The sequence below is a fragment of the Marinobacter sp. C1S70 genome (assembly GCF_000475355.1).
GTDB lineage: Bacteria > Pseudomonadota > Gammaproteobacteria > Pseudomonadales > Oleiphilaceae > Marinobacter > Marinobacter nauticus.
The window spans coordinates 23,963-48,640 of sequence record NZ_AXBW01000084.1 but is presented as its reverse complement, the minus strand read 5'-3'; the positions used below and the strand labels follow the sequence as shown (position 1 = coordinate 48,640).

The 24,678-nt window shown below is 56.5% G+C and carries 25 protein-coding genes; 11 read left to right on the top strand and 14 right to left on the bottom strand.

All coding sequences use genetic code 11. The features are described from left to right. The 5 genes from Q669_RS17905 to Q669_RS17885 all read right to left on the bottom strand — a co-directional run bounded on the left by Q669_RS17905 (nt 1) and on the right by Q669_RS17885 (nt 5,015). Nucleotides 1–288 (bottom strand): NAD(P) transhydrogenase subunit alpha, encoded by a 288-nt coding sequence (locus tag Q669_RS17905; RefSeq protein ID WP_011783921.1) that lies wholly within the window; start codon nt 286–288, stop codon nt 1–3. Further along, nucleotides 288–1,445, bottom strand: coding sequence for a Re/Si-specific NAD(P)(+) transhydrogenase subunit alpha (locus Q669_RS17900; RefSeq protein ID WP_022993336.1), 1,158 nt, complete (start codon nt 1,443–1,445; stop codon nt 288–290). The genes Q669_RS17905 and Q669_RS17900 overlap by 1 nt, the downstream gene beginning before the upstream one ends. Beyond that, complete coding sequence (gene mqo, locus Q669_RS17895) at nt 1,442–2,959, bottom strand: malate dehydrogenase (quinone) (protein WP_022993335.1); 1,518 nt, start codon at nt 2,957–2,959, stop codon at nt 1,442–1,444. Before mqo ends, Q669_RS17900 begins: the two co-directional genes overlap by 4 nt. Before the next feature lie 106 nt (nt 2,960–3,065). Beyond that, nucleotides 3,066–3,803, bottom strand: coding sequence for an oxygen-insensitive NADPH nitroreductase (nfsA, locus tag Q669_RS17890; RefSeq protein WP_022993334.1), 738 nt, complete (start codon nt 3,801–3,803; stop codon nt 3,066–3,068). Between the two features lie 162 nt (nt 3,804–3,965). Next, on the bottom strand, nt 3,966–5,015 hold the full coding sequence (locus Q669_RS17885; RefSeq protein ID WP_011783925.1) for a cytochrome-c peroxidase: 1,050 nt from the start codon (nt 5,013–5,015) through the stop codon (nt 3,966–3,968). Between the two features lie 246 nt (nt 5,016–5,261). On the opposite strand from Q669_RS17885, the gene Q669_RS17880 reads away from it, so the two are divergent. Beyond that, a complete protein-coding gene (locus tag Q669_RS17880; RefSeq protein WP_011783926.1) occupies nt 5,262–5,807 on the top strand; it encodes a rhodanese-like domain-containing protein in 546 nt (181 codons plus the stop codon). A 45-nt stretch (nt 5,808–5,852) separates the two neighbouring features. Here Q669_RS17880 and Q669_RS17875 read toward each other — a convergent pair whose 3' ends face one another. Together Q669_RS17875 and Q669_RS17870 are read right to left on the bottom strand one after the other, a co-directional pair. After that, complete coding sequence (locus Q669_RS17875; RefSeq protein ID WP_022993332.1) at nt 5,853–6,818, bottom strand: SLAC1 anion channel family protein; 966 nt, start codon at nt 6,816–6,818, stop codon at nt 5,853–5,855. Nucleotides 6,819–6,902: 84 nt separating this feature from the next. After that, nucleotides 6,903–7,364, bottom strand: coding sequence for a DsrE family protein (locus Q669_RS17870; protein WP_022993331.1), 462 nt, complete (start codon nt 7,362–7,364; stop codon nt 6,903–6,905). Nucleotides 7,365–7,561: 197 nt separating this feature from the next. Here Q669_RS17870 and Q669_RS17865 point away from each other — a divergent pair, with 197 nt between their 5' ends. The 6 genes from Q669_RS17865 to Q669_RS17840 all read left to right on the top strand — a co-directional run bounded on the left by Q669_RS17865 (nt 7,562) and on the right by Q669_RS17840 (nt 13,457). Further along, nucleotides 7,562–9,181: a tetrathionate reductase family octaheme c-type cytochrome gene (locus Q669_RS17865; RefSeq protein WP_022993330.1), complete on the top strand. Its 1,620-nt coding sequence runs from the start codon at nt 7,562–7,564 to the stop codon at nt 9,179–9,181. Continuing rightward, nucleotides 9,178–9,777, top strand: a complete 600-nt coding sequence (locus Q669_RS17860) for a cytochrome b/b6 domain-containing protein (protein WP_022993329.1) — start codon at nt 9,178–9,180, stop codon at nt 9,775–9,777. Before Q669_RS17865 ends, Q669_RS17860 begins: the two co-directional genes overlap by 4 nt. A gap of 235 nt (nt 9,778–10,012) precedes the next feature. After that, nucleotides 10,013–11,278 carry an FAD/NAD(P)-binding oxidoreductase gene (locus Q669_RS17855; protein ID WP_022993328.1) on the top strand — a complete coding sequence of 422 codons (1,266 nt, stop codon included), beginning with the start codon at nt 10,013–10,015 and terminating at the stop codon, nt 11,276–11,278. A gap of 222 nt (nt 11,279–11,500) precedes the next feature. Next, the gene (locus Q669_RS17850; RefSeq protein ID WP_022993327.1) at nt 11,501–12,367 is read left to right on the top strand and encodes an MBL fold metallo-hydrolase; all 867 of its coding nucleotides are present in this window, start codon (nt 11,501–11,503) and stop codon (nt 12,365–12,367) included. A gap of 14 nt (nt 12,368–12,381) precedes the next feature. After that, nucleotides 12,382–12,834, top strand: a complete 453-nt coding sequence (locus tag Q669_RS17845) for a TIGR01244 family sulfur transferase (RefSeq protein ID WP_022993326.1) — start codon at nt 12,382–12,384, stop codon at nt 12,832–12,834. Further along, nucleotides 12,831–13,457: a peroxiredoxin gene (locus Q669_RS17840; RefSeq protein ID WP_011783934.1), complete on the top strand. Its 627-nt coding sequence runs from the start codon at nt 12,831–12,833 to the stop codon at nt 13,455–13,457. Before Q669_RS17845 ends, Q669_RS17840 begins: the two co-directional genes overlap by 4 nt. Nucleotides 13,458–13,497: 40 nt before the next feature. Here the strand turns inward: Q669_RS17840 and Q669_RS17835 are convergent, their stop codons facing one another. After that, complete coding sequence (locus Q669_RS17835; RefSeq protein WP_022993325.1) at nt 13,498–14,493, bottom strand: lipid A deacylase LpxR family protein; 996 nt, start codon at nt 14,491–14,493, stop codon at nt 13,498–13,500. A 103-nt stretch (nt 14,494–14,596) separates the two neighbouring features. Between Q669_RS17835 and Q669_RS17830 the strand changes: the two genes are divergently transcribed. Continuing rightward, nucleotides 14,597–15,355, top strand: a complete 759-nt coding sequence (locus Q669_RS17830; RefSeq protein ID WP_022993324.1) for a fructosamine kinase family protein — start codon at nt 14,597–14,599, stop codon at nt 15,353–15,355. Between the two features lie 28 nt (nt 15,356–15,383). Here Q669_RS17830 and ovoA read toward each other — a convergent pair whose 3' ends face one another. Both ovoA and Q669_RS17820 read right to left on the bottom strand, forming a co-directional pair. After that, nucleotides 15,384–17,534 carry a 5-histidylcysteine sulfoxide synthase gene (gene ovoA, locus Q669_RS17825; RefSeq protein WP_022993323.1) on the bottom strand — a complete coding sequence of 717 codons (2,151 nt, stop codon included), beginning with the start codon at nt 17,532–17,534 and terminating at the stop codon, nt 15,384–15,386. A 105-nt stretch (nt 17,535–17,639) separates the two neighbouring features. Beyond that, entirely contained in the window at nt 17,640–18,368 is a 729-nt protein-coding gene (locus tag Q669_RS17820; protein WP_022993322.1) for a TrmH family RNA methyltransferase, read from the bottom strand. A gap of 180 nt (nt 18,369–18,548) precedes the next feature. Between Q669_RS17820 and rlmE the strand changes: the two genes are divergently transcribed. Together rlmE and Q669_RS17810 are read left to right on the top strand one after the other, a co-directional pair. Then, nucleotides 18,549–19,172 carry a 23S rRNA (uridine(2552)-2'-O)-methyltransferase RlmE gene (gene rlmE, locus Q669_RS17815; protein ID WP_011783941.1) on the top strand — a complete coding sequence of 208 codons (624 nt, stop codon included), beginning with the start codon at nt 18,549–18,551 and terminating at the stop codon, nt 19,170–19,172. A gap of 333 nt (nt 19,173–19,505) precedes the next feature. Next, nucleotides 19,506–21,059, top strand: coding sequence for a methyl-accepting chemotaxis protein (locus Q669_RS17810; RefSeq protein ID WP_022993321.1), 1,554 nt, complete (start codon nt 19,506–19,508; stop codon nt 21,057–21,059). Nucleotides 21,060–21,641: 582 nt separating this feature from the next. On the opposite strand, the gene Q669_RS19450 is transcribed toward Q669_RS17810, so the two are convergent. After that, a complete protein-coding gene (locus tag Q669_RS19450) occupies nt 21,642–21,806 on the bottom strand; it encodes a helix-turn-helix transcriptional regulator (protein ID WP_081699758.1) in 165 nt (54 codons plus the stop codon). A 228-nt stretch (nt 21,807–22,034) separates the two neighbouring features. On the opposite strand from Q669_RS19450, the gene Q669_RS17805 reads away from it, so the two are divergent. After that, nucleotides 22,035–22,529 carry a putative molybdenum carrier protein gene (locus Q669_RS17805; RefSeq protein ID WP_227501144.1) on the top strand — a complete coding sequence of 165 codons (495 nt, stop codon included), beginning with the start codon at nt 22,035–22,037 and terminating at the stop codon, nt 22,527–22,529. Between the two features lie 70 nt (nt 22,530–22,599). Here Q669_RS17805 and Q669_RS17800 read toward each other — a convergent pair whose 3' ends face one another. From Q669_RS17800 to Q669_RS17790, 3 genes are all read right to left on the bottom strand, one after another. Next, nucleotides 22,600–23,118, bottom strand: a complete 519-nt coding sequence (locus Q669_RS17800; protein WP_022993319.1) for a hypothetical protein — start codon at nt 23,116–23,118, stop codon at nt 22,600–22,602. A 104-nt stretch (nt 23,119–23,222) separates the two neighbouring features. After that, the gene (locus Q669_RS17795; RefSeq protein WP_022993318.1) at nt 23,223–23,498 is read right to left on the bottom strand and encodes an antitoxin Xre/MbcA/ParS toxin-binding domain-containing protein; all 276 of its coding nucleotides are present in this window, start codon (nt 23,496–23,498) and stop codon (nt 23,223–23,225) included. 28 nt (nt 23,499–23,526) lie between these two features. Further along, nucleotides 23,527–24,651, bottom strand: a complete 1,125-nt coding sequence (locus Q669_RS17790) for a hypothetical protein (protein ID WP_022993317.1) — start codon at nt 24,649–24,651, stop codon at nt 23,527–23,529. Nucleotides 24,652–24,678 lie beyond the last annotated feature (27 nt).

The window sequence follows — 24,678 nt, the reverse complement described above, 5'->3', positions numbered from 1 at the left end:
TTATCCCTTCCGCTTGAACATATTCAGCATGCGATCCGTCACCAGAAAACCGGCCACGATATTGATGCTGGCCAGGGTGACAGCGATAAAGCCCAGCACGCCGGCGACATTAGGCGACAGCTCTGTGCTACCCGCGCTGATGATGGCGCCGACAATCACGATGCCGGAGATGGCATTGGTGCCGCTCATCAACGGGGTATGAAGCGTGGGCGGAACCTTGTTGATCAGTTCCACCCCGACGAACAGCGCCAGAATGAAAATGGTGAAGCTGAGTGCAAACAGTTCCATCAGTCCGTGTCCTTCTGGGTTGAGGTTTCCGGGTTTTCTCGTGTCTCGGTGTTGTGCCGGACACTGCCGTGCTGGACCACCAGGGTTGCCGCAACAATCTCGTCGTCCAGCTTGGGTACCACACGACCGTCTTCGGTCATGTTGAGCAAAAAGGCGGTAATGTTGCGGGTGAGCAGCTGGGAGGCGTGCACCGGTACGCGGGAGGGGTGGTTGGCATGGCCCACCAGGGTAACGCCATCCACATCCACCTTCTGGTTCAGAACGGTGCCGTCCACGTTGCCGCCTTTGTCCGCCGCCAGATCCACGATCACCGAGCCGCTCTTCATGCGGTGGATCATTTCCTGGTCAATCAGTTTGGGAGCCGGTTTTCCGGGTACCGCCGCCGTGGTGATTACCAGGTCGGCGCGGGCGACGCAGTCTGCCAGTTGCTGTCTTTGGGCGGTGTAGAACGCTTCGCTCTGCGCTTTGGCATAACCGCTGTCGCCGGTGGTATCGGATGCAGGCACTTCGATTTCAATGAAATCGGCGCCCAGGCTCTCCACCTGCTCTTTCACCTCAGGGCGAAGGTCGTAGGCCTCGACCACTGCGCCCAGACGGCGGGCGGTGGCAATGGCCATCAGACCTGCAACACCGGCGCCAATAACCAGTACCCGGGCCGGATGAATGGTGCCGGCGGCGGTCATCAGCATGGGGAAGTAACGGGGCAGGGCCATGGCGCCGCTGAGGACGGCGCGGTACCCGCTGATGCCCGCCATGGCACTCAACACGTCCATGGACTGGGCCCGGGTGGTTCTGGGCACCAGGTCCAGGGCAAATGCCTGCACGTTTTGCCCGGCCAGCTGTTCCAGCAGCGGCTGGTTGAACCAGGGATCGAGCAGGCAGATCAGGGTGGCGTCTTGCTGAATCAGTCGCGCTTCCTCTGATGAGGGCGCCCGAACCTTGAGGATGACTGTGGCCTGACGATACAGAGCGTCGGCATTGTCGGCGATGATGGCCCCGGCGTGGCGATAGTCGTCATCGGTGAAATGGGCGGCACTGCCAGCGCCACTCTCGACCACCACCTCGTAGCCGGCCTCCAGCAGGGTGGAAACTCCGGATGGGATAATGGCCACACGGTTTTCACCGTCTTGTCGTTCTCTGGGAATCCCTATCATCATGCGTACAGGCTCCGTTCAGTTTGAGTTTGTTCTGCCCCGGTGTTCAGTCCCAGGGTGTTAAGGGTGTAGCGGCGGACATCGGCCAGCAGTTGGCGGTTGGCCTGAAGCGATTGACCGTAGCTCGGAATCAGCGATTGCAGGGTTTGCAGCGGTTGGCCCTGAATCAGTTCCGGGAAACAACGTTCTATAACCTCCAGCATTGCGGAGACGCAGGTGGAGGCGCCCGGTGAAGCGCCCAGCAGGGCTGCCAGGGATCGGTCCTCAGTGCTCAAAACCTCGGTGCCGAATTCCAGACTGCCCCGGCCCGAGGCCGTTGGCTTGATAACCTGAACACGCTGCCCGGCCCGCACCAGTTGCCACTGAGCTGGGTCCGGATCCGCAATAAAGCGCGCCAGTTCGCCGACGCGGGCCGATTTGGGGCTGAGGGCTTCTTTGATCAGGTATCGGGTCAGCGGCCAGTTGTGCACGCCAACGTCGATCAGCGGCCGCAGATTGTGGCTACGAACCGAGCGGATCAGATCCAGGCGATCGCCGCTTTTAAGGAAGCGGGTGGTAAAGCCGGCGAAGGGACCAAAGAGCAGGGCCGCCTTGCCATTGATAAAGCGGGTGTCCAGGTGCGGTACCGACATGGGTGGCGCGCCCACCGGTGCCTGGCTATAGACCTTGGCGTTGTGTGACAGGGCCATGTCTTCGTTATTGCAGGCCAGCCACAGGCCGGACACCGGGAATCCCCCGTAGCCGCGAATTTCCGGAATACCGGTCTTCTGCAACAGAGACAGGGCGGCTCCGCCCGCGCCAATGAACAGAAAACGGCTGGTAATGCTGCGTTTCTCGCCGCTGTTCAGATGATGCAGGTGCACGCGCCAGCCGCCGGCTTCGCGCTTGATATCGGTTACCTGGCACTGGAGCTGAATATCACAGGCGTTGTGCTGGGCCAGGGAGCGCCCCAGCAGGCGCGTAAGTGCGCCAAAATTGACGTCACTGCCGTGGGCGACGCGGGTAGCTGCGACCGGTTCAAAGGCTTGCCGGGTACCGTGGATAAGCGGGAGCCAGCGAGCGAGGGTGTCTGGCTGATCGCTGAACTTCATCTCCTGAAACAGCGGTTGGCCCTCGAGGGCTCTGTGGCGGGTTTTCAGAAAATCACAGGCCTTGGCGCCCTGAACCCAGCTCAGATGTGGCACCCGGCGAATGAAGTTGGCCGGTGCGGGCAAGAGCCCCTTCTCAACCAGGCTGCTCCAGTACTGAAGTGAGAGCTCGAAGCGCTCGTTGATGGCGAGCGCCCGCTCTACGGAAACGCTGCCGTCGGGGTTGGCGGGGGTGTAGTTGAGTTCGCAATAACCGGCGTGACCGGTGCCGGCATTGTTCCAGGCGTCCGAGCTTTCGCCGGCCAGCTGTTGCCCCTGTTCGACCAGGGTGATCGACCGGGAGCTGTCCAGTTGCTGAATCAGAGAGGCCAGCGTGACGCTCATAACGCCGCCGCCAATCAGAAGAATATCGGTATTAAAGCCCGCCATGAGTATGCCCCTTTCAGTAGCAAACGAACAAAGGGGGCATACTTTAGTCTAAGGCGGTTGCCGCAAGAATCGTATTTACTGAGGCAAATGCATCGAAAAAATCGATCTATTTGGTGCCGAAGCCGCGACCGTTGAGGAAAGCTTTTATGTGCGGGCGCAGTTTTGAGGTAAACAGCGGCTTCAGCTGTTCGGACCAGGTGGTGTCCTTGTTGCTGCTGCTTCTGGCCTGGTAATACTGATTCATGGTCTGGTCGAAACGGGTCACCAGTGCGGTGTCATCGGCATCGGTGTAGGCGTCTTCTTTCAGAATCGCGGAAAGTGGCAGCCGGGGCTTAACTTCCGGGTTCTGATCGGGGTAGCCGAGGCACATGCCAAATACCGGGTAGACATGTTCCGGCAGTTTCAGAATCTCGCTCACGTCCTGCGGGTTGTTACGAATACCGCCGATGTAACACAGTCCCAGACCCTCGGATTCCGAGGCAATGGCGACATTCTGTGCCATCAGGGCGGTGTCGATGGTGGCAACCAGCAGTTGCTCGGTCATACCTCGTGTCACCTCGGCACCGGCCCGCTCTGCGGCTTCCATCGCCCGTTTCATATCGGCACAGAACACCAGGAAGTCGGAACTGTTGGCGACATAGGGTTGGCCGCCGGCCAGTTCGGCGATCTTACGGCGGTTCTCCGGGTTGACCACATGGATGATGGAGTAGGCCTGAACGTGATTGGAGGTGGCGGCACTCTGGCCGGCACGAATCAGCTCTTCGAACAACTCCCGTGGGATCTGCTGGTCCTTGAACTTGCGGATAGAGCGGTGGGATTTCAGAAGTTCAATGGTCGGATTCATAGCCTCTAGCCTGTCTTTAAGAAAGAAAACAGACGATAGCTTGCTCATCAGCAACCGCACAAGCGGACAAAGGTGGGTAGTTGTCCGGATAGTATGACCAACCTCAACAAAAAAGGCGCGCCGGGAAAGCGCGCCTTCGAGGGTGAATGCAGAGCCCGTGACTTACGGGATCATGTCCACCGGCTTGGGCGTATTGGCGGTGCTTGGTGGCAGTACCGGATAAGTTACTTCCGGAACATTGCCGGTAAGCGTCTTGAGGAACGCGACGATGGATTTCACTTCATCGTCGTTCAACTCGGTACCCAGCTGGGCCGTACCCATCACCGCAACGGCTTCTTCCAGGCTCCAGACGGCGCCAGAGTGGAAATAGGGCGCGGTCAGCTCGATGTTACGCAGCGGAGAGGCGCGGAACACATACTCGTCAGACGCGGTTTCGGTGACAGAGAAGCGGCCTTTATCGCCCTCTGGCAGGATCTCGGCACCCGGCTTGGCAACCAGCCCGAATGGATGGTAGCTCTGACCGCCGAGGTTCACACCACTGTGGCAGGCGGTACAGCCGCGGTCCATGAACAGCGCCAGACCTTCTTTCTCACTCTCGTTCAGCGCTGAGGTGTCTCCGCGCAGATATTTGTCGAAAGGTGCTTCCGGGGTGATCAGTGTTGCTTCATAGGCTTCAATGGCAACAGCCATATTGTCGAAGGTGACCGGATTTTCCTGGCCCGGGAATGCGTCCTCAAAGCGCTCGATATACTCCGGCATACTCTTCAGGGTAGCCACCACCCGGTCCGGCGTACTGCTCATCTCGACACCCGCCTGTACCGGCCCTTTGGCCTGTTCGGCCAGGTCGGCGGCACGGCCATCCCAGAACTGGGCTGCGTTAAACACGGCGTTGAACACCGTCGGCGAGTTCCGGGGACCCTTCTGCCAGCCATGGCCGATAGAGGTAGGCAGCTCGTCATCGCCACCCAGTCCCACGTTGTGGCAGGTGTTGCAGCTGATCAGGTGGCTGGAAGACAGGCGCGGTTCAAAGAACAGCATCTTGCCCAGTTCAACCTTGGCCTGGGTGAGTTCATTGCCATCAATCACCGGTGGGTATTTTGGAATGGGCTCGAACATGCTGTTGGCCCGTTCCATCAGGTTGTCCGCCATGGCGGAACCTGCTGCCACGCCCAGGCTCAGGGTGAGTGCTTTTGCCAGTGGATGCTTGATCATGTCGCTTTCTCCTTTGAGAACAACTCGGTATCCATCTGGTTCCAACGTAACAGAGTGGCAGCGTGGTTCATCGCAAAAACGCGAGAGTTGGTTCTGAACTTGATGTTCATCAAGTTTGGTTCCGGTCTGCAATTTGTGGATCTTTCTGCGGCATTTCGTCGCGCAGAAAAGCCGTGCTCTCCCGCTTTTATTTAGGTTATAAAGTTATGCTCAGAAGAAATTTAAAAGTAGGCAGGAGTACGCGTTATGAAACCGATTGTTGTGTCTGTGCTTTTCTTTTTGACGGTTGCGATGTCAGCCCAAGCGGAAGAGGCACTGTCTGTGACTCCGGAGCAGACCTGGGACACGGTTCAGGAGCAAGGTGACAATCTGCTGTTCATTGATGTCCGGGATCCGGTGGAAATCATGTTCATCGGCTTTACCGATGCTGTGGACCGAAACATTCCGTTCCAGCTGGTGGATCGTACGCGCTGGAACGATGAGAAAGGTGTCTTCGCCATGGACATCAACGAGGATTTTGTTGCCCAGGTTGATGCCGCGCTGAAGGAAAAGGGACTGACGCGGGATTCCCTGATCATCACCATGTGCCGCTCCGGTTCCGCCCGCGGCAAGCCCAGTGCTGATTATCTGCTGGAGCGGGGCTTTACCAACGTGAAGTACATCGACAACGGCTTCCAGGGCAGTACCGTGAAGGAAGGCGAAAAGAAGGGATTCCGTGTGCAGAACGGCTGGCAGAATTCCGGCCTGCCCTGGTCGACCAAGGCCAACCCCGAGAAAATCTATCGTCCGTGATAGCGACGACGCCCGCCTGCATTGGGCGGGCGTCACTGCCCGGTTTCACTCCTCCACGCAGATTTCCCGCCGCCGCACCGCAACTGCGGTTCTGATCACCAGCCCGGTAATCAGCAGGCAAAGCACTATCAGCAAGATCAGCCCCAACCATTTCAGGAAGACCAGCCCCAGGCTTTGATGCATCAACAGTGTGGCAATGGTGATTGCTGCCATGGGGAATGAATAGGCCCACCAAGACAGGGCGAACGGGACTTTGATGAATCGGGATGTCTGGGTAAACAGCATCAGGGTAAGGAACAGTGCGCTGTAGTAGAGAATCCGGGCGAAGGCGTCCACTTCTTCTCCGTTCAGCTGTAACCAGGACACCATTCCGACGCCGGGTGGTGCTATCAGGATAAACAGTGTAGGCAGCAGCTTTCCCGGTAGCGGTTGATGGAAGAACATTCGATTAAAAATAATGGTCAGCAGCACCAGCCAGAACAGCAGCCCGATGCTGAAAAAGAACCAGGAAATTTCCACCGACGCGTGATGCACTCCGGCGACGGGTACCAGGATGTTGCCCACAATCGGGATGAACCAGGCCGGGTTCATATGGTTAATCTCGAAATGGGTGTGATGGATCCAGATCGACAGCACATACAGCGTGAAGCCGAAATGCAGCACAGTGCCGGCGGTCCAGACAATCTGTGACAAGCCCGGATAATGAGGCAGAAGGGCAATGCTGATCAGTATCAGGCCAATCGAAATGGTCGGAAAAAAGTTGAGTTTGACCGGATGGCTCAGTTCAGCTTTGACACTGGCGGGGTGTCTGGCCAGTTTTAACAGGTAGAGGCCGGCCAGCGTGGCGAACACGGCCACGGTCAATGCCAGAAGAACAGGGCTTGGGTGAATGCTCCATCCAAGTATCGCCTCTGCCCGGTGCAGGGCAATGGTCAAACCGGCAAGCCCCATCACGGTGGAAAACCAGGAAACCGGAAAGGTCTGTAGCCGTGAAGCGTCGCTGTGCGCCATCGGGTACCTCGTTGTTTGCTTGTAACCAAAAGCGCCAGCCTGATAGAGGCTGGCGCATGAAAAACACCGGAACTATGTCAGGCCTCAGAAAGTGAAGGTGCGCATCTTGCGATCCAGCATCTGGGCGGCCATGGCCGGCGGGGTTGCAACGCCGACACCGTCCAGCAGGTCGTCTTTGCTGTACTCGCTGTTGGGCAGGTACAGCGCACACACATTCACTGTGCCACCGGCTTTCATCAGGCCACGCAACATCTGGCCCGGGGTGACGTTTTTCGGTGCCAGGGGTTCGGCCTCATAAGCTTTCAGGGCCAGGTCGCCGGCTTCGTCGCAAAGCAGTACATTAACGCTGGCACCTTTCTTGGCCATGGTGTTGGACAGCACCATCGCCATACCCTGGGTTTGCAGAGAGTCGCTGGAGAGAATCACCAGAACCTCGCCCACGGTGTTTCCTTTATTGCCGTTGTTTGCCTTGTGGTTATCGGCCATGGCTGTCAGCGGGGCCGAGAATAGCAGTGCCAGTACAAAAGTCTTGATTGTATTCATCATGGGGTAACTCCTGAGTGTTGTTGGTTCACATGCCAATCCTAGGGGCATAACTATCGAAGCTTCAGTGACAATGTCACTGATCTGTCCGCCGCCGGGCGATAGATTGATCCTGCTCAATCTTTGTACACGCTGCCGGGAAAACCAGCACGGCGCGACTAGACTAAAGGTAGATGCTCATCTGAGTGGACGGTGTGGATATGAACAATAAAAGAGCTCTGCGAATCATTTTTTCGCTCAGGTGGTTGGTGGTCGTTGCCAGCCTGGTGTTTGCCGCGAATGGCGCCGCCGCGATAGCGGCTGTAAACGGGAAATCGACCACGACGGCAGATCATAGCAAGTTCAAGGCATTACAGGGCCCCTTTGAACGGGCGGAAGAGGTGACGGCGGCCTGCCTGACCTGCCATACCGAGGCCGGTGAACAGATTCGCCAGACCACTCACTGGACCTGGCTCTACGAGCATGAGGAAACCGGGCAGACCCTGGGCAAAAGCAAGGTCATCAACAGCTTTTGCGGGATGACCATTACCAACGAGCCCCGGTGTACGTCGTGCCATGTGGGTTACGGTTGGAACGATATGCGTGAACCACCGCCGCAGGCCGAGAATGCGGTGGATTGCCTGGTGTGCCACGACACCACAGGCGAGTATTGGAAGTTTCCGACGCTGGCGGGCCACCCCACCTATATACCCCGCGAATGGCCCAAGGGCAGTGGCAAACTGGTACAGCCGCCGGATCTGGAGCGCATTGCCAAGAACGTGGGCGCCAGTGGCCGGGCCAATTGCGGTAGCTGCCATTTCCATGGAGGCGGCGCCGACGGTGTGAAGCACGGCGATCTGGATACCTCCCTGGTCAATCCACCGAAATCGCTGGATGTGCACATGTCGCCGGACGGCCTGAATTTCGGCTGTTCAGATTGCCACACCACCATGGGCCATGCGGTATCGGGAAGCCGGTACCAGGCCAATGCCCGCGACACTCTGGGTATTGATGTGCCGGGCCATACGGATTTCTCCCGGGCCAGTTGCGAGTCCTGCCATGGCCTTGCGCCCCACGACAAACCAAAACTGAACGACCATGTAGACAAACTTGCCTGCCAGACCTGCCACATCCCGGCCTTTGCCCGGGGCGGGGTGCCCACCAAGACCTGGTGGGACTGGTCCACCGCCGGCCGACTGGATGAAAACGGACAGCCAATAAAACAGCTGGACGACCACGGCCACCCGAGCTATCTCAGTGAAAAAGGGAATTTCCGCCATGGTGAGAATGTGGTGCCGGAGTACGCCTGGTTTGATGGCACGGTGAAATATACCCTGGCCGGGGATCCGCTGGATATCGAGAATCCGCCGGTGGCCATTAACCGGGTGGAAGGCAGCCCTGATGATGGTGAATCGCGCATCTGGCCGTTCAAGGTGATGCGTGGAAAGCAGCCGTTTGATACCGAGAGACAGACCTTGCTGGCCACCCATGTGTTCGGTGCCGATGACACTTCTCTGTGGAGCAATTTCAGCTGGGAGAAAGCGCTGCAAGCCGCCAGTGATCTGTCTGGCATGCCCTACAGTGGTGAGTTCAGCTTTATCGAAACCACCATGCACTGGCCGATCACCCACATGGTGGCACCCGCTGAACAGGCGGTGAAGTGCGGCAGTTGCCACAAGGCTGAAAGCCGGCTGGCTGGGCTGGGTGGCATCTATATGCCAGGCCACAACGGTAATGTCTGGCTTGACCGGATTGGCTGGTTGCTGGTGGCAGCCACCCTGTTTGGTGTTCTGGTGCATGCCATGGCAAGGATCGTGTTCAGTGGGAGGAAAGACCAATGAGCCGGGTACTGATGTTCAAACGTTTTGAGCGCTTCTGGCACTGGACTCAGGCGCTGCTGATTTTTATCTTGCTGTTCACCGGTTTCGCCATTCACGGCAGCTACGACGTCATGCGCTTCAGTACCGCCGTGCAGGTACACACCCTGGCGGCCTGGGCACTGATTGTGCTGTGGATATTTGCCATTTTCTGGCATTTCACCACCGGCGAGTGGCGCCAGTATATTCCCACCCGGGATGGCCTGTTTGCGGTTATTCATTATTATCTGGTGGGTACGTTTACCGGCGCCGCCCATCCCTACAAAAAAACCACACGAGCAAAACACAACCCGCTGCAGCGGCTGGCCTACCTGTTCTTCAAACTGATAATTTCACCGATTATCTGGGCCTCTGGCCTGTTGTACCTGTTCTATAACAATTGGCCCGCGACGCTGGCCGGCGCGCTGCAGCTGGAGACCGTCGCTCTGGTTCATACCGGTGCCGCTTTTGCCATGTTGGTATTTGTGATCGCCCACGTTTATATGACCACCATGGGTAAAACCCTGACCAGTCATATCAAACCGATGATTACCGGTTATGAGGATCTGGACAGTCACTGAGGCGCGGTCAGGTAAACGCCTTTCGTTTGCCTGACCGCTCCCTGCCCGAGCAGCTATCCCGGCCGTGTAAGGGCCACTCCCACCGCTCTATATCCCACCTTGTGCGCTATGAGCCGCGAAGGACCTTGTGCACCGATATATTCCATATCGATATAACGTTATTCTTTCAATGGTGCTAGGATTTGATATACATCAAGAAGAAATGCCGTGCGAACAAACACAAGAGGGTAGAGGCATGAACAGCAGAACAGAACCGGCGGGGGCAGACCGGCACCACACCATTGTTATCGTCGGTGGCGGCGCTGCCGGTATCTCGGTGGCGTCCAGCCTGCACAAACGGGACCGCCGTCTGGATATCGCGATCCTGGAACCATCCGCGACCCATCACTATCAACCAGGCTGGACCATGGTCGGTGGCGGCGTTTTTCAGCCGGAGGTTACCTCCCGGCCCATGTCACAGGTGATGCCGGGTTTTGTCTCCTGGCATCAGCAGGCGGTTTCGGGCGTAATGCCGGAGCAGAATCAGGTAAGACTGGCGGACGGTTCGAGTATTTCCTATCAGGCACTGGTGCTGGCGCCGGGGCTGGAGCTGAACTGGTCTGCCATTGATGGCCTGGAATCGGCGCTTGGGTCCAATGGTGTGACGTCCAACTACCGTCAAGGCATGGCGCAATACACCTGGCAAACGGTACAGGCCCTGAAAAAGGGAAGGGCCCTGTTCAGCCAGCCACCCATGCCTATCAAATGTGCCGGGGCGCCGCAGAAAGCGATGTATCTGTCTTCCGACCATTGGCGCAGAAACGGAGTTCTGGGCCAACTCGATATTCAGTTTCATAATGCCGGAGCGGTTCTGTTCGGTGTGCCGGCTTATGTCCCGGCACTTCAGGAATACATCGATAAATACGGTATTCAAGTCAACTTTCAGAGCAATCTGGTAGCGGTTAACGGCCCCGCCCGGAAAGCCACGTTCCGGCTTACGGACGCTGAAGGTAACAGCCAGGATCGGGAACTGGATTTCGATATGTTGCACGCGGTGCCGCCCCAGCGGGCGCCCGGTTTCATCCGCGAGTCCGTTCTGGCCAATGACGGTGGCTGGTTGAATCTGGCGGACGATACGCTCCAACACAAAACCTTTGCCAATATATTCGGACTTGGCGACGTGAGCGGCACCGGTAATGCCAAAACTGCCGCTGCCGTTCGAAAGCAGGCGCCGGTCGTGGCGGAAAACCTCATTGCAAGTTTACGGAATCAGCCCCTGCCTGCGGCTTACCTCGGATACGGCTCCTGCCCGTTGACGGTAGAGAACGGCCGCATCGTGCTGGCCGAGTTTGGCTATAACGGTGTGCTTCAGCCCAGTTTCCCGCAGTGGGTGAACGATGGCACCAAAGCCACCCGCGCTGCCTGGTGGCTCAAGGCCAAGCAGCTGCCTACCTTGTACTGGCACGGTATGCTCAAAGGTCGGGAGTGGCTGGCCAGCCCTGCCGTCCGCGAGCATCACTGAAACAATGTTCAGAAAAACGGCGCCCGGACAGGGCGCCCCCTCCTGCGATTCAGTCCTCCGCCCTTCATCCATAGCGAATTAATTAAAGCTTTTGATATGTGATTTACAGGAGCTATCGCCTATATCAAATTTAATATGCGTTATGGGTATATGGTTATATCTAAAAGTATGGTCTACTGACGGTGTGAGTTAACGATACCCATGCCCGAGGAGGACACGACGATGCAAACGCCATCAGTCACTCACTTCTTCGACGAAGCGACCAACACCTTCAGCTACGTCGTTCAGGATCCCGACAGCCAGGCCTGTGCCATCATCGACTCGGTACTGGATTTTGATTACGCCGCCGGCAGGATCGACGTGCGTTCAGCCGATCAGATCATCTCGTTTATTCGGGACAACAATCTTCAGGTGGAGTGGATTCTTGAAACCCACGTACATGCCGACCACCTCTCCGCTGCGCCCTACCTGCACGACCACCTGGGTGGCAAGACCGGCATAGGCGCGAAGATTGTGGATGTTCAGGAAATCTTCGGAAAAGCCTTCAACGCCGGCACCGAATTTGCCCGGGACGGTAGCCAGTTTGACCAGTTGTTTGCGGAGGGCGATACCTTCCGGGTTGGCAACCTGGAGGGACAGGTCCTTCACACGCCTGGTCACACGCCGGCATGCCTGACCTACATTATCGGCGATGCGGCCTTTGTTGGCGACACCCTGTTCGCGCCGGATTCCGGTACCGCCCGCTGCGATTTCCCCGGCGGTGACGCCCAGACCCTGTACCAGTCTGTGCAGAAGGTACTGGCTCTGCCCGGCGAGACGCGGATCTTCCTGTGCCATGACTACAAGGCGCCGGGGCGGGATGAATACCAGCATGAAACCACGGTAGCCGAACAGCGCGAACGTAACATCCATGTTCGCGAGGGCATGAACGAATCCGAGTTTGTGCGGATGCGAACCGAGCGCGATGCCACGCTCGCCATGCCGAGGCTGATTGTACCGTCGGTGCAGGTGAACATGCGTGCCGGGGCCATGCCGCCGGCGGAAGACAACGGACAGGTTTACCTGAAAGTCCCGGTAAACGGCTTCTGAGCTGGAGATTAACGATGAAGATTCATTTTCTGGAACCAGGATTCGCCGTGGCAGATGCGGTCGCGCCTGAGGACTTTGAGGACATTCGCCGCCAGGGCTTCCGAACCGTGATCTGTAATCGCCGCGCGGGCGAGGACGGCTACGAGGGCGAAGAAGCCTTCCGGGAAGCAGCCGCCAGCCAGGGCCTGCAGTGGTTCTGCGTGCCGGTCGCCTCCGGTGAATACACCGAACAGGATGTGGATGCCTTTGCACAGGCACTTGATGCGGCCCCTGCGCCCATTCTCGGATTCTGCCGCACAGGCCGGCGGGCGGTGCACATGTGGGCCCAGTCCCGGGCCCGGAACCCGCAATGCAATATCCCGATGTTACTCAAAGCGGCCCATGACGCAGGCCATGAAACCCAACCCATTGAAGCTTTGTTAACCAATGCCACAAACGTGGAAACCCCGACAGGAGAAATGAAATGACGATTCGTCTTGGACAAATTGCCCCTGATTTCAACGTAGACACCACCAAAGGCCCCATGAGCTTTCACGAGTGGGCCGGCGATTCCTGGGTGTTCTTCTTCAGCCATCCGGCTGACTTCACCCCGGTATGCACCACAGAAATGGGCCGCACGGCACAGCTGGCGCAGGAGTTTGCTGCCCGCAATGTGAAGCCTCTCGGTTTGTCGACTGACTCAGTCGAAGAACATCTGAAGTGGATTGATGATGTAAACGACACTCAGAGCTGTGATCTGCAGTTCCCGATCGTTGCCGATGAGGACCACAAGATCGCTGAGCTGTATGAAATGATCCATCCGGGTGAGAGCGAAACCGCCGCTGTGCGCAGTGTGTTCATTATCGATCCGGACAAGAAAGTACGTCTGACCATGACCTACCCGATGGCGGTGGGCCGTAACTTCGACGAGATCCTGCGTGCCATCGATGCGCTGCAGACGGCCGATGCCAATAGCTGTGCATTGCCGGCGGACTGGAAAAAAGGTGGCGAGGTGATCATTCCGCCGTCCATCTCCAACGAGAAGGCCAAGGACATGTTCCCGCAGGGCTGGAACGAATTGCGTCCTTACCTGCGCCTGACCAGAATCTGATTTCTGGTACTGACAAAAGCGCCCCGACAGGGGCGCTTCCTCATAACACCCAGCTAAAAGACAGCGTGCCAAAGCTGAAGTTATCCTGGTTACGCTGTTCTTCCCCCGTCGTGGCCCGCAAAATCAGCGCCGCTTGCAGGTTGTCCCACTGCCAGGTGCCGCCCAGGCCTAGCTGGCCGAGCAGGGGGCCTTCACTGAACCGGTAGGGCCCGGAATTGTCCTCCAGATAGGAATAGGCAATGTATTCCGCCCCCAGGCCTATGAATACTGACCAGGCGCTTTTCGCGCCACTGAAAGATCCGGGTAGCGCGATGGCCGAGGAGCTGCCGGCGTAATCCGGTATAAAATTGGCCGGAAGGTTTCTGCCCATCCGCCAGATCACGCCAACGGTCGCGGAGGTTCGAAAACTGGACAGCAGGCCGGAGCCCACCGCTGAAAACTGTTGTTCAAGGTCGCCGCGTTGCCCCGCTTGCAACAGTTTGCGCCCGTGGGCCGCCTGAAATCCGCCAACCACGTCGGTCCCTAGCTGGTTGTCCCATCCTTTGGGGCGTTCGCTCCCGGTGATTTTGTGTACCCATTTCTGGCTGGCTTCGGCGCCGCTTTCAGGACCAACCACGCCAATGTGAGCGCCGTACCCCGTAATACTGTCGGCGCTCCAGCTCCAGAGGGTGCTGCTCAGGGAGAGATGGCCGGCGTAGGGGATATCATTGAATTGAGGCTCTTCCTGGCTAATGTCTGCCGGTGTCACCATGAGTTGACGCAGACTGACACTCATTGCATGGTTGTTGTCGGCGTCGCCGACGCCGGGCAGAAATGACAGACCATCTCTGCCCGCCCTTGCAAGTCGGGCTGAGCCTCCGCCGGAGTCTTCGGCTGTATTGGTAAGGTAAGACAGGCGCACGCCATTGGTGTAGCCCCGGTCGCTGCCAGTGAATAGATCGTTGTCCCAGGCAAGGTTGAACTGTTCCGCATTGGCGGAAGCGGGTGCTAGCACGAGTAAGAGGCTAATGCGGGCAAAAAGAGCTCGGATGGGCACTGGGAATGGACTCCGTAAGGGTAGGATGCAAAGTATCTTAGCAGAACCCTGCTACGGTTTTATAGCGCAAACAGATCCATACCCGCGCTAATCAGGAGTCAATATGCACGTTAAAACCAATACCACGGGCTATGCCGATGCGCTGATCTGCGAAGCTGAGGGTCTGGAATCTCTTCGGGACGGGTTGCAGCAGGCAGGAGTTGAAGCACTCCGTATTCCGGAGGTTGTGGAGGTGAGTCAGCACCGGCTTACCCTCAGGCGGATTGACTCAGCACCGCCCGACGACAAGTGCCTGACTGCGTTGGGGGAGGGGCTGGCTCGATTGCATTTGCTGACTCGGGATCAATACGGCTGGAGCCGCGACAACTACATCGGCCTGGCTCCTCAACCCAATGTGCTGATGGATTCCTGGGGCCAGTTTTTCCTCGAACACCGGCTGAAGTATCAGGTCAGCCGGATCTCTGATGCCGGGGTGCGAGCCAGGTTCGAGAGCGCCCTGGAAACCTGTGGTGCCCGATTGGCCTGCTGGCTGGATCAGCATTGCGAACATCCGAGCCTGCTGCACGGCGACCTGTGGAACGGAAATGTGATGTTTGACCGCCAGGGCCCCTGGCTGATTGATCCGGCGGTGTACCAGGGCGACCGGGAGGCGGACCTTGCCATGACCGAGATGTTTGGCGGTTTCGGCGCGGCGTTCTATCGTGCCTACGATCGCGTATACCCGCGCACTGAGGTCTACGCCACCAAGCGAGAAATCTATAACCTGTACCACTACCTTAACCACTACAACCTGTTCGGTGGTGGGTATCTGGATGGTTGCGAGCGTGGCCTGTCGGCCTTGGCGGCGCTACCAGCCTCGTGATCAGAAGCTGGTAACGCCGGCATCGCACTCAACTCCTGACGGGTTTGCGTTCCCACACGGTCACTTCAGACAGTGTGTGCTGGAACTTGTGCTCGGTCTCGCGGATCACAAAGGGCACCTTGCGGGGTTCTACCACCATCCGGAAGTGCTCGCCAAGGCACTCTTTCAGGCCGTCCAGGGTTCGGTGATTTTCGCCATCCTTCTTGAAACCGCCGAGCCATTCCTCTTTCGGGGTGTGTTCTTCAAGCCAGGTATACGGGGAGGCAATAATCAGCAGCCCGCCTTCGTTAATGCGATCGTGGATGCACTCCAGGAAACGACGTGGCCGGTACAGGCGGTCGATCAGATTGGCGGCCAATACCAGGTCATAACCGGAATACTGGGGCTTCAGGTTGCAGGCATCGCCCTGATAGAACGCCACCTTGGCGGCGGTATCTTCGAGATCCAGTTCTTTCAGGGTGCGGGTGTGGTAGCTGACCAGTTCGCCTTCTTCGGTCAGTGAATAACGGATGGCGCCCTGCTCGGCCATCTCCACCCCCAGACGTATGAAGTTGGCAGAGAAATCGACACCTTCAACCTCGTCAAACTGGCGCGCCAGCTCAAAACTTGCCCGGCCACAGGCACAGCCCAGATCCAGCGCTTTCCCGGTCTTTTTGCCGGCCATAGCCTCCAGGGCCAGTTCGGCCATGGTTTTCGGGAAATTGGCGACACCAAACCAGCTGTCGCCGTAATGGAACTCGGCATATTCAGTGAGTAGCCGGTCGCTCTCGTAATAGGCGTTGGGTTGAACCGCCTCGGCCTCGGAGGTGATGTAGCGGAAGCCTGCATGCTGGAAGAAATGCCGACGGAAGGCATAACGTGAGGCCAGCCTTGCCTCGTTGCCGCAGGAAATCCAGGAGCCGCCTTTGATCAGATTGTGCTGGCCGTCGAACGTGGGTGTGGTGAAGTCGTCGTACAGTGGATGCACCTTGAAGTTGTCGAACGGATAGGTGGGGGTTTCGGTCCACTGCCAGACGTTGCCAACCACATCGAACCACTGGCCGTGGCGAAAGCGCGTTACCGGACACGACGAGGCACCATGGTCCAGGTGGAGGTTGGCGTTGGCCGGGGATTCTCCCACTTCTCGGACGCCGGATTCGTCACAGAGGCGATACCACTCGTCTTCCGTGGGCAGGCGGATGGGTTTGCCGGTTTGCTCACGTTTCCACTCACAGAACGCCTTGGCCTCGTGATAGTTGACCTCGACCGGCCAGTCCCAGGGCATCTCCACCTCTTCAGTCATCAGGCGCAGCTGCCAGCCATTTTGCCAGCGCCAGAACGTGGGGTGTTTGGCTTCGGCAAAGGTTCGCCAGGCCAGGCCCTCCTCGCTCCAGTATTCGTCCTGCTGATAGCCGCCGGCCTCGACAAATTCCAGGAACTCCTGATTGCTTACCAGGTACTGGCTGGCCTTGAACTCGGCGACGTCGGCCTGGTGCTCGCCGTACTCATTGTCCCAGCCGTAAAAGGCATCGTCGTAGGGCTTACCGATGTGTACTTTGCCAGCGGGAACGGTGAGCAACTCGTTTTCCGGTGCCTCGCCGGTTTCCCGGATGGGCGCCCATTCCGGTTGCGGTTGAACGCGTTCCAACGCGTGCTGGCGGATGAGCACCGAGGACGTCTCAAGGTGAATTCGCTCATGTTCGATGCCCATCACGATGGGCCACCAGTCACTGTCCCAGTCAATCGGCAGCGACAGCGGCATGGTTTCGATCAACTCCAGCACGGTCTGGCGCACCTGTGCCCGGTAGTCCAGTACTTCCTGGACAGCGGGCCAGTCGTAGTGATCGTCGTTCAGGTCGTCCCAGCTCATTTCATCCACACCCACCGCGAAGATGGATTCCATGTTGGGGTTGATGCGTTCTTTCAGGATCTTGGCCAGTACCAGTTTGTTCACAAAGAAGGTGGCGGTGTGGCCAAGGTAGAAAATGAGCGGATGCCGGAGCGGGATAGATTTCTGGTAATAGCCGGAGTCATCAGCCAGGCAATCGAACAGGCGCGTGTAGGTGTCGAAGGTGTCTGTGAAATAGCGCGCGATTTCCTGGCGCTTGGTGTCCGGGGTTCCCTCGGCCAGATTGGGCGTGCGGGTTAAACCGATGGCATGTTGGCGTTCGAGAATTGCAGTCGGGTTGGAGAACTCCATGGCTGAACCGATCCTTCCAGTGAATGATGTCCTACAGGATTACGTTCAACCATAGGTAACCGGTTCAGCGACTGGCAAGTAAAGGCCGGAATTAATCCGGGGGACTCAGGCGCGGTTCAGCTCATAAACCGCCATATTGACCGCGGAGGCCAGGTTCAGCGACTCGATAGCGGCCGCACCGGGGATGGTGTAGGCGTGGGCACTAAGTTCAGTCAGGGCTTGCTTTGGCACGCCGCGGGCCTCATTGCCAAACAGGTAGCAGTCCTGGGCCTGGAATTCGGGCTTGGTGATAGAATCGCCGCCGATGTCCAGGCAGGCGATGCGGGCGTATCGCTGCCCCAGCGTGTCCAGGGCAACCTCGGTCTCCAGCGGTACATGGAATATGGCGCCCATGCTGGCGCGCACCACTTTCGGATTGAACGGATCCACGCTGCCGGGGCTAAGGAGGCACCGGAAGCCACCGAACCAGGCCAGCGTGCGCAGGATGGTGCCCAGATTGCCGGGATCCTGCACCTCGTGAAGGTAAAGCGCTTTTTCCCGGGAGGCGTTTTCTCCGCGGGCAGCCGGTGGCAGTGGCACCAACGCCAGGATGCCCTGAGGCGTTCTGGTATCGGAAAGCTGGGCCATCTGCCGGTCACTGATGACGTGCTTGGGCCAGAGGCTGGGCCAGTGCTCGTAGGCGCCGGTCACATACAGTTGGGCGTTGCGCCAGTGGGGCACCTGCTTCGCCGCTTTTTCCAGCTCCAGTACCAGATGCTCGCCTTCCACCAGAAACTGTCCGAACGACTGGCGGTATTTCTTTTGATGCAGCTTTTTGATGTCGTCCAGTTTCACGGTCTGCTTTCCATGGTGCCTGGCACGGCCGGGGCCGGGCGATGATGGTTTTAATGAGGCATGTGATCAGGCGCTATTGTACGGGGGCTTGGCTGGCTTGTCAGGAAGTGGCTGGTTTTTGCGGCGTCACTGACGCCGGCGTACAATGCCGGTTTTCCCGCAGTGAACAGAAGGCAGGCGATGGCACGCTCGAAAAGCAGTAACCGGTGGCTCGAAGAGCACGTAAACGACCCCTTTGTAAAACAGGCGCAACAGGATGGCTATCGTTCCCGTGCCAGTTACAAACTGCTGGAAATCAATAACAAGGATCGGCTGATCAAGCCCACGGACCTGGTCGTCGACCTGGGCTCGGCCCCGGGCGGCTGGTCCCAGGTGGCGGCGAAACTGGTGGGCCACAAGGGCCGTGTGGTGGCGTCTGACATTTTGCCGATGGATCCGATTGCCGGCGTTGAATTCATCCAGGGCGACTTCACCGAACAGGAGGTCTTCGACCAGATCATGGCGATACTGGACGGGGCCCGTGCCGACGTCGTGATCTCGGATATGGCCCCCAACATCAGTGGCGTAAACGCCGCAGACCAGGCAGCCTCCATGTATCTGGTGGAACTGGCCCTGGATATGGCCTGCCAGGTGCTCAAACCCAAAGGCAGTTTTGTTGCCAAGGTGTTCCATGGTGAAGGCTATGATGAGTATGTGAAAACCGTGCGCGAGTCCTTCGATAAGGTGGTGATTCGCAAGCCGGATTCGTCCCGGGCCAGATCCCGGGAGGTGTATCTGGTGGCCAAGGGTTTCCGCGTAGCCTGATTTTAAGGTCGAACTGCGACGCTCTGCGGCCAAACTGCTTTTTTGGTGCGAGTGGCTACATATTTTTTGCTGCTGTCGCGCAGAAATTCCGAAATCGTCTATTCTTTAACCTGTGAGGAAAGGGATTGTTCTCGCAGGCTGCCTGATATTGCCACCTCCCTGAATATCCTTTTCATTGAAACCACACCCCGATCAAAAGGTATGGAGCGCCTGAGAGAGAGGCCTATGGAACTTGTGGCTGTTCGTTACAAAACAAACTGGAACTGGGCAACGGGACAGCGATAATCGCCGCCCCACCGACAACAACCGGCCAGGCTGAAAAGGACGAACCTCGTGCGACAGAATCTACCCATAACCGGGATCGAAAGAACGTTTCCGGAATCGCAAAAACTGATTTCCTCAACGGATCTGCGGGGAAAGATCTTGCACTGTAACGACGCTTTCGTGGCGGTCAGCGGTTTTTCCCGGGATGAGTTGATCGGGCAACCGCACAATATCGTTCGTCATCCGGATATGCCTCCGAAAGCCTATGAGAACATGTGGTCTCACCTTAAGGCCGGCCGACCGTGGATGGGCCTGGTGAAAAACCGCTGCAAGAACGGCGACTTCTATTGGGTCAGCGCTTACGTCACACCGGTGACCGCAAATGGCGAGGTTGTCGGTTATGAATCCGTTCGCTCTTGTCCGGGCCGGGAGGATGTGGCCAGGGCTGAGAGGCTCTACAAGTCGATTCGGGAAGGGAAAACCGGGATCCCGTTCTGGCATCGGGTGGCGCCAAGCACCTGGTGCCTTTTGGGATTGTTGATGGCAGCCGGGGGATTATTCCTCTCGGGCCAACAAGTGTTGTCAGAGCTTTTGCTGTCGGTGGGTGTGCTCGTCTATGCGATCTGGATGAATATAGCGAGGCACCGGTTGATTCAGTCGGTTACCGATATGATGGGTAATACCTTTACAGACAACCTGGCAGCGCGAAGCTACACCGATGATGACCTGCAGTTAGGGCGCATCAAGGTGGCGGTCAGAGCGCAACAAGCCCACCTTGACGCCGTATTGACCCGGATTGAAGATTCTGCCGCCGGTGTAAAGACTGCCGCAGTCAGAGGTCTGGAATACTCCTCTCAGGCCCAGGACACCATGCGGAAACAGCAGGCCGAGACCGAGCAGGTGGCTGCGGCAGTTCATGAAATGTCGCAGACCATCGGCGAAGTCTCCGAAAACGTGCAGCGAACCGCCGACAAAGCCGATGGGGCCAGGGTATTGGCGGAACAGGGCAGCCAGGTTATCGCCTCGACCAGGCAGTCTATTGAAGAACTGAAAACCACCGTTCATGGCATCAGTCGCTCCGTCGGTGAGTTGGCGACGGAGAGTGAAAAGATTGCAGACGTGGCGAAGATCATTGAAGACATCGCCGAGCAGACCAATCTGCTGGCTCTGAACGCGGCGATTGAAGCTGCCAGAGCCGGGGAACACGGGCGTGGCTTCGCGGTGGTGGCTGATGAGGTCCGGAACTTGGCCCAACGGACCCAGAATTCCACCCGGGAGATTCACGGGATCATCGACAAGCTGCTCTCAAGGTCGTCCGAATCGGTGAGGGTCGCCGAACAGGGTAATCTGGCTTCAGACAGTGGGCTGGACCGTATGCTGGATGCGGAAAAGACCCTGAACCAGATTGCAGACTCAGTGAATACCATTGCAGAAATGGCGATTCAGATGGCCACCGCTGTGGAGGAACAGGCGCAGGTCTCCGACCAGATTAACGAGCAGGTCGAGAGCATTTCCTCGCTCGCGTCGGTGAATTTTGAGAAAGGGGCGCAGTCGGCCGCCAGTGTCGAGAAGATGGAGAAAATTGCGGCTGAGTTGCATGAGCTGGTGGTGCGGTTCAAATAAGCCAGACTCGCCGCTTTTGAAAACGCTCGAAACACTTTGGGCAAAGACAAACAAAAAAGGCCTGCGTTCTCACGCAAGCCTTCGAAAATAATGGCGCGCCCGATAGGATTCGAACCTATGACCTTTGCCTCCGGAGTGCACCCTCGAAGGTAGGCAACAACCGGTCTAAATCGGTGAAAAGTCTCAAAGATCAAATACCTAAAACAAAAAACGTCAGTCTCCAAAACCCCGATATATCAGCATTTTAAGCCATTTAACACCGAAGTGTGGCACACCTTTGTCAGGTAACCGATGTCCGGAAACAGGACATTTGATCGGTGCCCTCCAGGCACTCTAAATGGATATTTGGATTCGATTTTGTCGGGTCGGGGAGTGCAGAATTGTCAGGATTTCAGTGTCCGGAAATCGGACACGCTTTAGGGGCCGGAGAAAGCTAGATCGTTGAATTAAATAAACAATAGCATTCCTGCCATCATGCTACGATCAAATCTATCAAGCACGATTCGCTTGGAGAAATGCCATCTCTGCGTGGTTTCTTGATCAGGAGAGGTCGTTTTTATTGCGACATACAGTGGTGACGACTCACTGTAAGCCATCTTCAAAAGCTTGCAGGTCTTCTTCCCTCCAACGAGTTGTCCCTGGGCCGATCTTGACCGTTCGGGGAAATCTCCCCTCTCTGACCCAGCGCCATATAGTTTTAGTTGAGACTTTGTAACGGCTACTGACTTCATCGACGGTGTAAAACATGGGCTTTCTCTCAACAGTTACGGAGGTTTCGATTTGTTCCGCATCAAACGAACCTGTGATACTCCAGGTGACGTTGTCTGAATTGATCGATGACAGCATTGATGAATGTCTGATTGGTGGCTATGGCCTGCTTTGCCTCTAACCGTCAGACTCAATGACCAGTTCGACTGGGTGAGTGACGTCGTTGGATCTGGCGACAGATCTGATCGCCGTGGGGAGGCTTAGAGATTGATAACGACTGATATGAAGCAGTATCCAATAAAAATCATTAGCGGTGGTCAGACTGGTGCCGACCGTGCGGCACTTGATGCGGCGATAGACCGGAATTACCCGATCGCGGGCTCGTGCCCGAAAGGTCGCCTAGCAGAGGATGGGGCGATACCGGAGCGCTATGCACTTACGGAAATCACTGGTGGCTATCGAGCTCGAACTCGAAAAAATGTTCAGACAGGCGACGGTACGCTTGTTTTCTATCGTGACGAACTCAAGGGCGGCACAGCGTTGACTGTTTCTATCGCTCTGAAAGAACAGAAGCCACTGAAGTTGATTGATATTTCCGTAGTAGAGCCGGCCCTGGCCGTTGAGAAGGTCCGGGAATTTTGCATCGAGAACGAGGTAGGGACGTTAAATGTTGCAGGTCCGAGGTCTTCGCAATGCGCTGGCATCTACCCCTACGTCTTTGAGGTCATTTCCCGGTTGCTAGTTGATGCGTCGGAAAGTTGATTGGGTTTAGGCTCAAGAGGCTTTTTCTATCGGTATAGAATTGATGCCCGCAGTCTTTAGGCCAAGACTGCTACGCGTAACCTATCTTAACTAACTGGTGTTCGCTCTGTTGCTTCTTGAGAAAAGACTCCATTGAGGGTGAAAGCGGTGCTTCAACTGCAAAATCACCAAATGTTTCTAGAAAATAGTACTTCCAGTATTTTTGTAGCAACCCTTGATTTCGAGCAAATGGATGGATCCAAACCCAGCATAGTACCCAGGTATCTTTAATTTTTCGGAAACAGCAACCTCCCATACATCTGGTTGGCATACTTTTTTGTCCATCCGTACACATGTCTAAGGCGCTGGATGTAAACAGGAAGCCGGCACAATTGCTGTCATGCTCATTTGCATAATATTGAACGTTGTCATAGTGCATTTCGCTTTTGAAGTAGCGAGCGAATCGCTCCAATGCTTGTCTTTCTGAAAGACGGCTCTCAGGCGAAACCGCTCTCAGCTCAAGATCTCTCAAGGCGGGCCCTGAAGGGGCGACTACAGAATTTAACCGCTCATCAAAAACTGGCAACGCGATCGTGTATTTATCGTTCATCTAACCACCTGAGTAATATGGCAACCTGTGTAAACGTCTCTTTTCATTTGTCCTTTGGGTCAGAGTCATTCCTGCCCATTAGTATGAGGTCCCACTAAGAACCGCTAAGAAACTGCCCCCTCGCCCCACTTGCGCAAGAGGTTCCGGATCTTTTGCACACCGGCTTTAGTTTCCAGGAGGGATGCCGGGCTGCGATCGCCGAGAATTTTAAGCGGTGACGATAGCCACTTCTCAGCAGCAGTCCTATCTCCCTCGAATAGCTCCAGGATTTCCCGATAAACGAGATCCCGGAGTTCAGCAACTGTGTACTCTTCAGTCAAATCAAATGCCCCCTCTGATTTCCAAACCAGTTTTGCATGATCTGCCCTTGCTGCAAGCATAAAGTCAGGTCACAAGCTGGATAGCCAGTCATAGCTGAGGATACGTTGCTCTGGAGAGCATCATGAAAACAAAGTCGAGGTTTTCTTCAGTTGGTTCTTTATCCCGCAACCAACGGATTGATATCCCCAGGTACCTGGCCCATTCCACTCCTTTCTTAAATCGTCGCTTTTGATTGTTCTTTGCGCAAGCTTCGAGGTATTGATTCACCAGTTTGTACTGCGCTCGACCTGCACGATACTTTGCCTGCTCGAAAGCCTGTTCGAATAGATCCATTGCGGCTGAGTAATCCTCGGATCTGTAAGCTATCGCTGCATCAATCCAAGAGGCTAACCAGGAGAGTTGGTCTTCGAGATCGTGGCTGTGCAGGTCTTGTTTGAGTTCCTCCGAATCAGATGTGTTTGTAGCCGGATTGTTCTTGATATCTAGCCCTCTGAGTAGCAACTGTTTGAAATCCTCGGTTACATGCCATCGCTTTGCCTGAGCGATCGGATACAGTTCGGATATGACAGGGTAACGTCCCAGCTTTTCCGTCAGGGCATGAATGACCGGGGGCTTAAAAGGGTTGGCGGGTGATGCGGCACGCAGCCTTTTGAGAGTTTCACTTGCTTCGTGTTTTTTGAAGTAGAAAAACCTCATGTACTGGGCGTAGGCGTTATCCCAAGTGTGGGCATCGATCTCGGAAAGATCTTCCGTCCCCTTCGCATTCATTATTTCCGATTTGAACTCCGTTATCTCTGGTTTCAGGCTTCGGGCAAGGTCACTACAGTCGTTCGTTAGCTGGGTGAGTATCTCAAGGCCATAGGTTTCGTGGATCTCCCGGCAGATAGCAGTCGAGACTCGGGCCACCAACAGAAGCAGAGGGGTTGATTTCACCAGGTCAGGATCGTCTCTTATTCCGACTTCTCGTCCGCGAATTGATTGCGAGAAATTTGAAAGCAGTCCCGGGAGGGAGGGCATGCTCTCACCGCGCACCCAATTCCTCGCATTCTCCAAATTTCGTTCATAGATGAAGTTGTCAGATTGGGGTGTTTTACCTGGGTAATGAAATTGCGTTTGGCTTGAGTCTGCTTGCTGGTAGATCCACCTCATTACCCGGGCCAATGGCCAGGTGATTTCGGAGCTATCCTGAATTTGCATATTCCGGCCCATCATGAACACCTATTCCGGACGAACGTGAAC